The organism is Methylopila jiangsuensis (genome assembly GCF_027922305.1).
GTDB classification, from domain to species: domain Bacteria; phylum Pseudomonadota; class Alphaproteobacteria; order Rhizobiales; family Methylopilaceae; genus Methylopila; species Methylopila jiangsuensis.
Genome location: NZ_BSFK01000005.1, coordinates 517,326 through 529,386 on the forward strand (window position 1 = coordinate 517,326; position 12,061 = coordinate 529,386).

The following is a 12,061-nucleotide window of genomic DNA, read 5'->3' on the forward strand; positions in this document are numbered from 1 at the left end:
ATGAGCGATGGAGCGCGCAAGATAGCGATCCGTCTCCCCTGCGCCAAGAGGCGCGGCGCGGCCGTGATGGAAGCGACGCGGAAAGCCGCTAAAATCCGAGAGCCATGACGCCCGCCCAGCCCATCCGCTCCGCCATGTCCCTTCTGTCCGACGCGCTGCTCTCGAAGCGGCTCGGACGGCGGCACTTCATCCTGTTCCGCGACCATCCCATCGCCTACGCCCGGATTCCCAAGGTCGCCAACACCTCCGTCAAGACCGCGCTGACCCGGCTGCTGCCGAACGGCGACGCGCTGCGCAAGGGCGCTTCCCCGGACCGGCTCTGGGACGTGGGCACGGGCGGGCGCACGCGCATGATCCGCGCCCGCGACGCGGCGAGGCTCGAGAACGTGTTCGTGTTCTCCTTCGTGCGCGACCCGTTCGAGCGCGCCGCGTCCTACTACGCCACCAAAGTGGCGGGGAGGGGCGAACTGCCTCGCCTCGCCGCCCGCGACGGATTGCGCAAGAACATGCCCTTCGCCGCGTTCCTGGAGCGGGTGGCGGCGATGGACGACCGGGACATGGACGATCACCTGACCCCGCAATCGGTGATCCTGCGCCATGGCGAGCGGCTGGTTCCGCGCTTCATCGGGCGGCAGGAGGCGATGGCGGAGCACTGGGAGGCGCTGCGCCGCGAACTGGCGGCCTTCGGCGCCCCAGACCTCGGCCCGCTGCCCCACCGCAACCGCAGGGCGCCGGAGGAGGGCCACGCTCTGGCGCGCTACTTCGCCGATCCCGGCCTCGTGCGCCTGCTGCGGGAGCGCTACGCCGACGATCTCGCGCTGTTCTACCCCGACGCCGATCCGCTGCGGCCGCGCTGACGTCCGCGTGCGCCAAAAGTCCTCGCTCTCGAACTGAGGCCCGGCGGGAAAAGAACCACGTCGCCAAATGTAGGGCGAGCCGAAGCCTCCCGCATTCGCCCGTCTCTGCTTCCCCATGTCTCGCCGACGCATTACGCGCTGGCGCGAGCGGCAGGACAGGCGCATGAAGCGAGACGATCTTTCGACCACTGGCGCCGCCCTGTGACGTGCTCCCCATTTTCCTGCCGGTCATAAGTTAGGCCCGGCTGGGCTTTGGTCCTCAGGGGGCCGGCTGGCGTCGATAACTTACTTCCTGCTTGGCCCTAGGTTGATGCCACGCTGTCGGAGCGAACTGATATAATCCTCTCAGTCCTGAGCAATCCGGTTGTCGGTCAACCTGCAGGGGACATCTTCTGAGCCCGTTGCAATTAACTGCCGACTACCGAATTCCATAGAGGTGCGGGCACTCTACGCGCCTGCGTTGCTCGTCCAGTATGAATTTCGACGAGCTGTTGAACCGCCCAGGGTTTGTCGGACGCCGTTTGGTTTGAGTCACGCCGCGATGGCTGGCTGATCCAGCATGGCGTAGTAGCGTTCCTCTGCTTCGGCCGGCGGGATGTTGCCGATGGGCTGCAGCAGCCGGCGATTGTTGAACCAGTCGACCCAGGTCAGCGTCGCGAACTCCACGGCCTCGAAGGATCGCCACGGCCCGCGCCGATGGAGCAGTTCGGCCTTGTAGAGGCCGTTGATCGTCTCTGCGAGAGCATTGTCATAAGAGTCGCCGACGCTGCCGACCGAGGGCTCGATGCCGGCCTCGGCGAGGCGCTCAGTGTATCGAATGCTGACATATTGAGACCCCCTGTCGGAATGGTGCACGAGGCCGCCGCGATGGACGGGCCGTCGCTCATGCAGGGCCTGCTCCAACGCGTCGAGCACGAAGCTGGCATGGGCCGTCCGCGACACCCTCCAACCGACGATCCGCCGAGCATAGGCATCGATCACGAAGGCGACGTAGACGAAGCCCGACCAGGTGCTGACGTGGGCCAGCCGAAGCGGGGAGGGGCCTCCCGATCGACCCCGAAAGCCGCAAGCTCCCGATTGGTGGGATTTCTGACGCGCCCATCCGCGCAACCGCGAGAGCCTGTGGGGCTGCGCGGCTGTTTCACTGGTGGGGATTTTGGTGGGGGTAGGGAGCTTTTTACGCCGTTTTGGGCGCTAAAAGCGCGTTCCCAACCCCAAGGGCTCCCCGAGAGGGGAGAGCTATAACCGTTGATTTCTTGGGGTTTTTTGGTCGGAGCGGCGGGATTTGAACCCACGACCCCTAGTCCCCCAGACTAGTGCGCTAACCGGGCTGCGCCACGCTCCGACTGGCGAGCCTTATAGTGTCGGCTTCGGGCGGACGCAATCCCGCTGCACGCGGTTATCCCGGCTCAAAATAAAACATATAATTTATGTTGTTTATTTCAAAGGACGCCATATGCGCGCCTTTTAAGTTGACAAAGGCGATGGAGAATGTGGAATGAGAGCCAACGCTTCTGGAGACCTTGCAATGAACCGTCGCTCCGCCTCCCGCCTGTTCGCCGCGCTGGCGCTGGCCGCGCCCATCGCCTTCGGCGCGCTGCCCGCTGCGGCGCAGTCCACCCTCACCAACGTCTCCTACGACCCGACGCGCGAGCTCTATAAGGACTTCAACGCGCTGTTCGTGAAGCACTGGAAGGCCGAGACCGGCGAGGACATCAAGATCCAGGTGTCCCATGGCGGCTCCGGCAAGCAGGCCCGCTCCGTGATCGACGGGCTGAACGCCGACGTGGTGACGCTGGCGCTCGCCTCCGACATCGACGCCATCGCCAAGGCCACGAACAAGCTGCCGGCGGACTGGCAGAAGCGCCTGCCCAACAACTCGTCGCCCTACACCTCGACCATCGTGTTCCTGGTCCGCAAGGGCAACCCCAAGGGCATCAAGGACTGGGGCGATCTGGTGAAGCCGGGCGTCGAGGTCATCACGCCGAACCCCAAGACGTCCGGCGGCGCCCGCTGGAACTACCTGGCGGCCTGGGCCTACGGCCTGAAGCAGAACGGCGACGATCCGGAGAAGGCCAAGGCCTTCGTGGCCGAGCTGTTCAAGCATGTGCCGGTGCTGGACTCCGGCGCGCGCGGCTCCACCACCACCTTCGCCCAGCGCGGTCTCGGCGACGTGCTGCTGGCCTGGGAGAACGAGGCCTACCTCTCCTTCGCGGAATTCGGCGACGACAAGTTCGAGATCGTGTTCCCGTCCGTCTCCATCCTCGCGGAGCCGCCGGTCGCGATCGTCGACGCCAACGTGGAGAAGAACGGCACCCGCAAGGCGGCCGAGGCCTATCTGAACCTGCTGTACTCGCCGGAGGGGCAGTCGCTGGCGGCGAAGCACTTCTACCGCCCGGTGAAGCCCGAGACCGTGTCCAACAAGGCGGATGTGGAGCGCTTCCAGAAGCTCGACCTCGTCACCATCGACGACACGTTCGGCGGCTGGGCCAAGGCCCAGAAGGAGCACTTCGGCGACGGCGGCGTGTTCGACGAGATCTTCAAGCCGAAGTAACGCCCGGCGCGAAGTCATTCCGCCTTCCGATCGCCGTGCGCGCGCCGGGTCCCGTCCCGAACGCCGCGCGGCGATCCTCCGTGGACGCGGTCCGCCGCACGAGACCTGAATTCTCATGAGCCGAACGACGTTTCGAACGCCCAGCGCCTTGCCCGGTTTCGGGCTGACCTTCGGCTTCACCTGGCTGTGGCTGACGCTGATCATCCTCCTGCCGCTTGGCGGCGTCATCCTCTGGGCGGGATCGCTTGGGCTGGAGCGGCTGGCGCAGATCGCCTCCGATCCGCGCACGCTGTCCGCGCTCAGGGTCAGCTTCGGCCTGTCGCTGCTGGCGGCGGTGCTGAACGCGGTGTTCGGCCTGATCCTCGCCTGGATCCTGACCCGCTACGATTTCCCTGGCCGTCGGCTGGTGGACGCGGCCGTCGATCTGCCCTTCGCCCTGCCGACGGCGGTGGCGGGCATCGCGCTCGCCGCGATCTACGCGCCGAACGGCTGGATCGGGCAGTGGCTGCCCTTCAAGGTCGCGTATACGCCTCTCGGCATCTTCGTGGCGCTGGTCTTCATCGGCCTGCCCTTCGTGGTGCGCACGCTGCAGCCGGTGCTGACGGACCTGGACCGGGAGCTCGAGGAGGCGTCCGCGACGCTGGGCGCCGATCGTCCGGTCACGCTGCTGCGGGTGGTGCTGCCCACGCTGTTTCCCGCGCTGCTCACCGGCTTCGCGCTCGCCTTCGCCCGCGCGGTCGGCGAGTACGGCTCGGTCATCTTCATCGCCGGCAACGTGCCTTACGTGTCGGAGATCGCGCCGCTGATCATCATCATGAAGCTCGAGGAGTTCGACTACGGCGCGGCGACGGCCGTCGCCACCATCATGCTCCTGATCTCCTTCGCGCTGCTGCTGCTGATCAACCTGCTTGAAGCCTGGACCCGCCGGAGGCTCGGACATGTCCGCTGACGTCGCCGCCGCCCCTGCGGCGCGCCTGATCGCGAATCCCACCACGGAAAGCCGCGCGGCCCGGCTGCTGCTGATCGGGCTCGGGCTCGGGTTCCTGGCGCTGTTCCTCGTGATCCCGCTGTTCGCAGTGTTCGCGGAGGCGTTTCGCAACGGCGCAGCGGCCTATTTCGAGGCCTTTGGGGACCCGGACACCCAGGCCGCCATCCGCCTCACCCTGCTCGTGGCGGCCATCGCGGTGCCTCTGAACGTCGTGTTCGGTCTCGCCGCGTCCTGGGCGATCGCCAAGTTCGACTTCCGCGGCAAAAGCTTCCTCCTGACGCTGATCGACCTGCCGTTCTCCGTCTCGCCCGTGGTCGCGGGCCTGTGCTTCATCGTGCTGTTCGGCGCCAACGGCTATTTCGGGCCCTGGCTGGACCATCACGGCGTCCAGGTCATCTTCGCCGTGCCGGGCCTGGTGATCGCCACCGTGTTCGTCACCTTCCCCTTCGTCGCCCGCGAGCTGATCCCGCTGATGCAGGAGCAGGGCACCAGCGAGGAGGAGGCGGCGCTGTCGCTCGGCGCCAACGGCTGGCGCACCTTCTGGTCGGTGACGCTGCCCAACGTCCGCTGGGCGCTGCTCTACGGCGTGCTGCTGAGCAACGCCCGCGCCATGGGCGAGTTCGGCGCGGTGTCGGTGGTGTCCGGCCATCTCCGCGGCCTCACCAACACTCTCCCCTTGCAGGTAGAGATTCTCTATAATGACTATAATTTCGTCGCGGCTTTCGCGGCGGCGACCTTGCTGGCGGGGCTCGGGCTCGTCACGCTGGTGGTGAAGTCGCTGCTGGAATGGCGCTACGGCGACGAAATTTCCTCGAAGCACAGGAAGTGAGGGCGTTCCAATGTCCGTTGAGCTCAAGATCCGCGACGTCCGCAAGGAGTACGGCTCCTTCGCCGCCCTGAACGGCGTCAGCCTCGACATCCGCCAGGGCGAGCTGGTCGCCCTGCTCGGGCCGTCCGGCTCCGGCAAGACCACGCTGCTCCGCGCCATCGCCGGCCTCGAGACCCTGGACGGCGGCAAGATCCTGTTCGGCGACGTCGACGCCTCGTCGAAGTCGGTGCAGGAGCGGAACGTCGGCTTCGTGTTTCAGCATTACGCCCTGTTCCGCCACATGACGGTGTTCGACAACATCGCCTTCGGCCTCAGGGTGCGCGACAAGGCGCGCCGCCCGTCCGAGAGCGCCATCAAGACCAAGGTGCTGGAGCTGCTGGAGCTCATTCAGCTCACCGGTCTCGAGAAGCGCTATCCGTCCCAGCTCTCCGGCGGCCAGCGTCAGCGCGTGGCGCTCGCCCGGGCGCTCGCCATCGAGCCGCAGGTGCTGCTGCTGGACGAGCCGTTCGGCGCCCTCGACGCCCAGGTGCGCAAGGACCTGCGCCGCTGGCTGCGCCAGATCCATCAGGAGACCGGGCACACCACCGTGTTCGTGACCCACGACCAGGAGGAGGCGCTGGAGCTCGCGGACCGCGTGGCGGTGCTGCACAAGGGCGACCTGCAGCAGATCGGCACCCCGGACGAGATCTACGACAACCCGGCGACGCCCTTCGTCTACGCCTTCATCGGCGAGTCGAGCGCGATCCCGGTGACGGTGCAGGCGGGCGCGGCCGCGCTCGACGGCGCGCCGCTGCCGGTCAACGGCGTGTCGGCGCAGGACGGTCCGGCGCGCTTCTTCGTGCGCCCGCAGGACGTGACCGTGAAGGAGCTGAACGGCTCCTCGACGGTCGCGGGCACCGTGGCGGCGCTGCGCCGCACCGGCGCCTACCGCCGCGCCGACATCGAGGTCGGCGCGCGCAAGACCCGCGTGGAGGCGCTTCTGCCCACCAATGCGCCGATCTCCGTCGGCGACAAGGTCGGCCTCGTGTTCCAGCGCTACGCCCTGTTCCCCGCGGACAGCGCGCCCGCGACCGCCTGATCCGTCGGGTTTCGTTTCCGCCGGGCGCCGCCTTTCCGGATCGGCGCCCGGCGGCTACGGTCGCGCCCCGTGACGCGCCGATTCACCGGCGCGGGCGTGCGTTCGGGGCGGGATAGGGTTCATGTGGCGCAAGGTGGCCTCGGTCAGCGGCCTGACGCTGGTCTCGCGCCTGTTCGGCTTCGTTCGCGACGTGATGATGGCGGCGCTTCTGGGCGCGGGGCCGCTTGCGGACGCCTTCATGGTGGCGTTCCGGCTGCCGAACCACTTCCGGGCCATCTTCGCCGAGGGCGCCTTCAACGCCGCCTTCGTGCCGCGCTACACCAAGGCCCTGACCCAGGACGGGGAGGGCGCGGCCCGCGCCTTCGCCGACGACGTGCTGTCCATCACCGTCGTCACCCATCTGGCGCTGCTCGGCTTCGCGCTCATGGCGACGCCGCTGGTGGTGGCGGCGCTGGCGCCCGGCTTCACCGCCGATCCTGCCCAGCTCGACCTCACCACCACGCTGACGCGGATCACCTTTCCCTATCTGCTGTTCATCTCCGTGATGACGCTGGTCACGGGCATGCTGAACGCCCATGACCGCTTCGCGGTGGCGGCCTCGACGCCGATCCTGCTGAACCTGTGCATGATCGCGGCGCTGGTCGCCTCCGACCTGTTCCCGACCCCCGCCCATGCGCTCGCGGTCGGCGTGCTGGTCTCGGGCGCGGCCCAGCTAGCGCTGGTGCTGGCGGAGCTGAAGCGGTCCGGACTCGGCCTCAGCCTCAAGGCGCCGCGCATCACCGCGCGGGTGAAGAGCTTCCTCACCGGCTTCGGCCCCGCGGTGCTGGGCTCCGCCGGCGTGCAGATCGCCATGTTCGCGGACACGATCCTGGCCTCGTTCCTGCCGACCGGCTCGGTGTCCTACCTCTATTACGCCGACCGGCTGTACCAGCTGCCGCTGGCGGTGGTGGGCATCGCCATCGGCACCGTGCTGCTCCCCGAACTGTCGCGCCGGCTCGCCCGCAACGACGGCGCCGGCGCGCGCGACCGGCTGAACCGGGCGCTGGAGGGCGCCTGGGGGCTGACGCTGCCGTTCGTGGCGCTGTTCGCCGCCGCCGCCGCGCCGACGGTGGCGGCGCTGTTCGGGCGTGGGGCCTTCGACGCGCAGGCGGTGGCGGGCTCGGCCGCGGCGCTTCAGGCCTATGCGCTCGGGCTTCCGGCGATCGTGGCGCTGCGCTGCGTCACGCCCGCCTTCCACGCCTCCGGCGACACCGCGACGCCGGTGAAGGCGCTGGCGGTCGCGACCCTCGCCAATCTGGGGCTGAAGCTGGCGCTGATCGGGACCTGGGCCCATGCGGGCCTCGCCTTCGCCACCTCGGTCGGGGCCTGGGTGAACTTCGGCATCCTGCTGTGGCTGCTCGCCCGCCGCGACGGCTTCTCCGCCGACCGCCGCTTCCTGATCAACGTGGCCGGGCTCGGGGGCGCCACGGCGGCGGCCGTGGGCGCGATCAGGCTCGCGGGCGACCATGTGGCGCTCGCCCGCGGCGTCGTGCCCGCGCTGCCCGATCTCGGCCCCGCGGTCCTGCTGGGCCTCGCCGGCTTCGCGGCCTACGCCGTGGTCGCCGCCCCGACCTTCTGGCTCGCGCGCCGCGCCGGCGCCTGAGGGCGGCGGGGCGGGAACCGCCGATTCAGTCCTCCCTGATCTCCCATCCCCCGGAGCCGAGATGCTCCTGCGGACGGAAGCGGCGCTTGTAGTCCATCTTGGGCGAGCCTTCGACCCAGTAGCCGAGATAGAGGAACGGCAGGCCCTCGGCCCGGCACCGCGCCACATGATCGAGGATGACGTGGGTGCCGAGGCCGCGTTCGGCCTGCTCGGGATCGTAGAAGGAGTAGACCAGCGACAGGCCGTCCGACAGCCGGTCCACCAGCGCCACCGCCTGCAGCGGGCCGGCGCCGCGACCGGTGATCGCGCTCTCGGCGCCCCGGCGGCGATACTCCACCAGCCGGGTGCGCACATGGCTGTCCTCGACCATGGTGGCGTAGTCGAGCACCGTCATGTCCGCCATGCCGCCGTCGGAATGGCGGCTGTCCAGATAGGCGCGGAACAGGGAGTACTGCTCGGAGGTGGGGATGGGCGCGCTCTCGGCGCCGATCAGGTCGGCGTTCGCGGCGCGGTTGCGGCGGAACGCCTTGGTCCACTGGAAATCCTCCACCCGCACCCGCACCGACACGCAGGCGCGGCAGGTTTCGCAGGCCGGGCGATAGGCGATGGTCTGGCTGCGGCGGAAGCCGCCATGGGTCAGCAGGTCATTGAGCTGCGGGGCGTTGTCGCCCACCAGATGGGTGAAGACCTTCCGCTCCGACTGCCCCTTGAGATAGGGGCAGGGGGAGGGGGCGGTGAGGTAGAACTGCGGCGTGTTGCGCGAATGGGCTGTCAACGTCGGGTCCCGACCGGCGGCGCCGGACGACAGGTCCGGCGCCGCGCTGCCGCATCAGGATAGCAAGCGGGAGTTGCGGGGCAAGCGGCTCAGTAGCCGCGGCCCTCGAGCCGACCGCGATCGAGGATCACGGTGCTCAGGATCAGGTCGTGCAGCAGCTGCTTGCGCCGGGTGAACAGACCGACCAGCAGCACGAAGGGCGTCAGGATCGTCATCGAGAAATAGAGGAACACCACATGGGCGGAGGCGATCAGGAAGCCCGGCCGGGTTCCGTCGAGCTGGCGGCAGGTGAGCCCCGTGAGCCGCATGCCCCAGGTGGCGGCCCGGTCGCCGCCCAGCGTCGCGCCGGAATAGAGCACCGCCATGGCGTAGAACACGCCGCCATAGAGCAGCCAGGCCAGCCCGAGCGTCAGTACGCCGAGGAAGAAGATCACCACGCTTGCGGCGGCGGTGAGCGTCAGCACCACGGTGAAGTCCACCAGGAACGCCAGCACGCGCCGGCTCAGCACGCCGTCATAGAGGCGGGGATCGGCGAGCGGGTCGAAAGCGACCGGGCGTTCGGAGGTGACGCCGGAAACGAGGGGCTGGGACATGGGTTTGCGTCTCGGTCCTTCGAACGGTTCGCGGGGACGTTCCCGCATGCCGAGATGTGATGCGGGAGCGCAGCCTTGACAAGACGCGGGGACAAGCGGCGCGCGCGGCCTTGTGATCTGACCTGGAATCTATAGATCAGAGGCCATGACCCTCGCTCACGCCGCCCCGACCGCCGCTCCTTACGACGTCGAGCGCCTGCGCGCGGATTTCCCCGCGCTGAAGCTCGAGATCCACGGCAAGCCGCTGGCCTATCTGGACAACGGCGCCTCGGCGCAGAAGCCGGTCCAGGTGCTGGATCGCATGCGGCGCGCGTACGAGACCGAATATTCTAACGTTCACCGCGGCTTGCACCATCTTGCGAATGCGGCGACGGAAGCGTTCGAGGGCGGGCGGGAGAGCGTGCGCGCCTTCCTGAACGCCGCCTCCACCGACGAGATCATCTTCACCCGCTCGGCGACCGAGGCGATCAATCTGGTCGCCAACGGCGTCGGCCTGTCCATGATCGGGGAGGGCGACGAGATCGTCCTGACCATCATGGAGCACCATTCCAACGTGGTGCCGTGGCATTTCCTGCGCGAGCGCAAGGGCGCCGTTCTGAAATGGGTGCAGGTGCGGGACGACGGTTCGTTCGACCTCGACCTGTTCGCCGAGGCGCTGACCGAGCGCACCAAGTTCGTCGCCGTGACCCACATGTCCAACGTGCTCGGCACGGTGGTGCCGGTGAAGGAGGTCGTTCGCCTCGCCCATGAGCGCGGCGTCCCCGTGCTGGTGGACGGCAGCCAAGGCGCGGTGCACCTCGCCCCGGACGTGCGCGACATCGACGCCGATTTCTACGTGCTCACCGGCCACAAGGTCTACGGTCCCACCGGCATCGGCGCGCTCTACGGCAAGTGCGAGCTTCTCGCTAGGCTGCCGCCGTTCAACGGCGGCGGCGAGATGATCCGCGACGTGACGGAAGACGATGTCACCTATGGCGAGCCGCCGCACCGCTTCGAGGCCGGCACGCCCCCGATCGTGCAGGCCATCGGCCTCGGCGCCGCGCTCGACTACATGCGCGGCGTGGGGCTGGAGGCGATCGCCGCCCACGAGGCGGGGCTGGCGGCCTACGCCCGCGAGCGGCTTGGCGCCATCAACGCGCTGACCATCTATGGCGACGCGCCGGGCAAGGGCGCGATCGTGGCCTTCAATCTGGACGGCGCCCACGCCCATGACGTGGCCACCGTGCTCGATCGCTCCGGCATCGCCGTGCGCGCGGGCACCCATTGCGCCCAGCCGCTGCTGAAGCGGCTCGGGGTCACCTCCACCTGCCGGGCGTCCTTCGCCCTTTACAACACCACCGGCGAGATCGATCGTCTCGCCGAGGCGCTCCTTCGGGCGCGCGACCTGTTTGCGTGAGAAAGGCTCGACCATGAGCGACGCGACCGCCGCCGCGCAGGCGGCCGATTCCGCAGGTTCCGCCATCCCGCAGGATGAGCTGGACCGGCTGACGGACGACATCATCGCGGCCCTGAAGACGGTGTACGATCCGGAGATCCCGGTCGACATCTACGAACTCGGCCTCGTCTACCGCATCGACATCTCGGACGACCGCGACATCGCCATCGACATGACGCTGACCGCGCCGGGCTGCCCCGTCGCCGGCGAAATGCCGGGCTGGGTGGAGAACGCGGTCGGCGCCGTGCCGGGCGTCGGCCGCGTGGACGTCAACATGGTGTTCGACCCGCCGTGGGATCAGAGCCGCATGTCGGACGAGGCCCGCGTCGCGCTCGACATGTGGTGACGACGGCCCATGGCGGAGGACGCGGAGCGCGCCGGCCCGCCCCCGGTCTCCGGGGTGCTGGAGACCGCGCTCTACGTCGCCGATCTGGTCCGCGCCGCGCGGTTCTATGACCGGCTGTTCGGGTTTCCAAAGCTCTTCGCCGACGCGCGGCTGATCGCCTACGATGTGGGCGGCCGCTCGGTGCTGCTGCTGTTCGCGGAAGGGGCGGCCGAAGACGACCAGACTCTGCCCGGCGGCGTCATTCCCGGCCATGACGGCCGGGGCGGGGCCCACATGGCCTTCGCTATCGCCGCCGAGGACCTGTCCGGCTGGAACGCGGCGCTCGAGCGCGACCACGTCGCCGTGGAGGGCCGGGTGCAGTGGCCGCGCGGCGGCGTCAGCCTGTATTTCCGCGACCCGGACGGCAACCTGCTGGAGCTCGCGACGCCCGGGCTCTGGACGAGCTACTGAGGCCGCGAGGCAGGCCGGCGCCTTTCGCCCTTCATTTCGGCTCCGCGCGCGCCTATCTTGAGAACCGAAGCAGACATCCGGAATTCGTGGAGCCGACCATGGCCGCCCGCCCCCGCCCCAAGGTGATGACCCTGACCGACCGCGCCGCCGACCGGGTGCGCTCCATCATCGCCCGTTCCGAAACGCCGATCCTCGGACTTCGGGTGGGCGTGAAGACCGGCGGTTGCGCCGGCATGGAGTACATCATGGACTACGCCGCCGAGGCCGCGCCCACCGACGAGGTGGTGGAGGACAAGGGCGTGACCGTGCTGATCGACCCCAAGGCGATCCTCTACCTGCTCGGCACCGAGATGGATTTCGTGACCGAAAAGATGTCGCAGCGGTTCGTGTTCAACAACCCGAACCAGACCTCCGCCTGCGGCTGCGGCGAGTCGGTCGCGATCACGCCAGCGGTGCCGGAGACCTATCAGCCGGCGACCTGACGGCGCCCAAGGGCGGGTCTCAAGCGACACGT

The 12,061-nt window shown here is 68.7% G+C and carries 12 protein-coding genes, 1 tRNA gene and 1 pseudogene; 10 read left to right on the forward strand and 4 right to left on the reverse strand.

Features of this window, described 5'->3' with window-relative positions; translation table 11 throughout:
* Positions 1-104: 104 nt before the first annotated feature.
* Positions 105-857: a sulfotransferase family 2 domain-containing protein gene (locus PKE85_RS03930; RefSeq protein ID WP_271203475.1), complete on the forward strand. Its 753-nt coding sequence runs from the start codon at positions 105-107 to the stop codon at positions 855-857.
* A gap of 531 nt (positions 858-1,388) precedes the next feature.
* On the opposite strand, the pseudogene PKE85_RS03935 reads toward PKE85_RS03930, so the two are convergent.
* Both PKE85_RS03935 and PKE85_RS03940 read right to left on the reverse strand, forming a co-directional pair.
* A pseudogene (locus PKE85_RS03935) lies at positions 1,389-1,877 on the reverse strand (IS3 family transposase); the annotation flags it as partial.
* A 247-nt stretch (positions 1,878-2,124) separates the two neighbouring features.
* Positions 2,125-2,202: transfer RNA gene (locus PKE85_RS03940), tRNA-Pro, on the reverse strand.
* Between the two features lie 183 nt (positions 2,203-2,385).
* Between PKE85_RS03940 and PKE85_RS03945 the strand changes: the two genes are divergently transcribed.
* The 5 genes from PKE85_RS03945 to murJ all read left to right on the forward strand — a co-directional run bounded on the left by PKE85_RS03945 (position 2,386) and on the right by murJ (position 7,948).
* Entirely contained in the window at positions 2,386-3,411 is a 1,026-nt protein-coding gene (locus PKE85_RS03945) for a sulfate ABC transporter substrate-binding protein (protein WP_271203476.1), read from the forward strand.
* Positions 3,412-3,526: 115 nt separating this feature from the next.
* On the forward strand, positions 3,527-4,360 hold the full coding sequence (cysT, locus tag PKE85_RS03950; RefSeq protein WP_271203477.1) for a sulfate ABC transporter permease subunit CysT: 834 nt from the start codon (positions 3,527-3,529) through the stop codon (positions 4,358-4,360).
* On the forward strand, positions 4,350-5,228 hold the full coding sequence (cysW, locus tag PKE85_RS03955) for a sulfate ABC transporter permease subunit CysW (RefSeq protein ID WP_271203478.1): 879 nt from the start codon (positions 4,350-4,352) through the stop codon (positions 5,226-5,228). The genes cysT and cysW overlap by 11 nt, the downstream gene beginning before the upstream one ends.
* 10 nt (positions 5,229-5,238) lie before the next feature.
* Complete coding sequence (locus PKE85_RS03960) at positions 5,239-6,306, forward strand: sulfate/molybdate ABC transporter ATP-binding protein (RefSeq protein WP_271203479.1); 1,068 nt, start codon at positions 5,239-5,241, stop codon at positions 6,304-6,306.
* A gap of 121 nt (positions 6,307-6,427) precedes the next feature.
* Positions 6,428-7,948 carry a murein biosynthesis integral membrane protein MurJ gene (gene murJ / locus PKE85_RS03965; RefSeq protein WP_271203480.1) on the forward strand — a complete coding sequence of 507 codons (1,521 nt, stop codon included), beginning with the start codon at positions 6,428-6,430 and terminating at the stop codon, positions 7,946-7,948.
* A 25-nt stretch (positions 7,949-7,973) separates the two neighbouring features.
* Here murJ and PKE85_RS03970 read toward each other — a convergent pair whose 3' ends face one another.
* Complete coding sequence (locus PKE85_RS03970; protein WP_271203481.1) at positions 7,974-8,723, reverse strand: arginyltransferase; 750 nt, start codon at positions 8,721-8,723, stop codon at positions 7,974-7,976.
* 89 nt (positions 8,724-8,812) lie between these two features.
* Entirely contained in the window at positions 8,813-9,316 is a 504-nt protein-coding gene (locus PKE85_RS03975) for an RDD family protein (RefSeq protein WP_271203482.1), read from the reverse strand.
* 145 nt (positions 9,317-9,461) lie between these two features.
* Here PKE85_RS03975 and PKE85_RS03980 point away from each other — a divergent pair, with 145 nt between their 5' ends.
* The 4 genes from PKE85_RS03980 (at position 9,462) to PKE85_RS03995 (ending at position 12,029) form a co-directional block, all read left to right on the forward strand.
* Complete coding sequence (locus PKE85_RS03980) at positions 9,462-10,712, forward strand: cysteine desulfurase (RefSeq protein ID WP_271203483.1); 1,251 nt, start codon at positions 9,462-9,464, stop codon at positions 10,710-10,712.
* Positions 10,713-10,725: 13 nt separating this feature from the next.
* Entirely contained in the window at positions 10,726-11,097 is a 372-nt protein-coding gene (locus PKE85_RS03985; RefSeq protein WP_271203484.1) for an SUF system Fe-S cluster assembly protein, read from the forward strand.
* Positions 11,098-11,106: 9 nt separating this feature from the next.
* On the forward strand, positions 11,107-11,547 hold the full coding sequence (locus tag PKE85_RS03990; protein ID WP_271203485.1) for a VOC family protein: 441 nt from the start codon (positions 11,107-11,109) through the stop codon (positions 11,545-11,547).
* Between the two features lie 98 nt (positions 11,548-11,645).
* Positions 11,646-12,029: a HesB/IscA family protein gene (locus PKE85_RS03995; RefSeq protein WP_271203486.1), complete on the forward strand. Its 384-nt coding sequence runs from the start codon at positions 11,646-11,648 to the stop codon at positions 12,027-12,029.
* Positions 12,030-12,061: the final 32 nt, after the last annotated feature.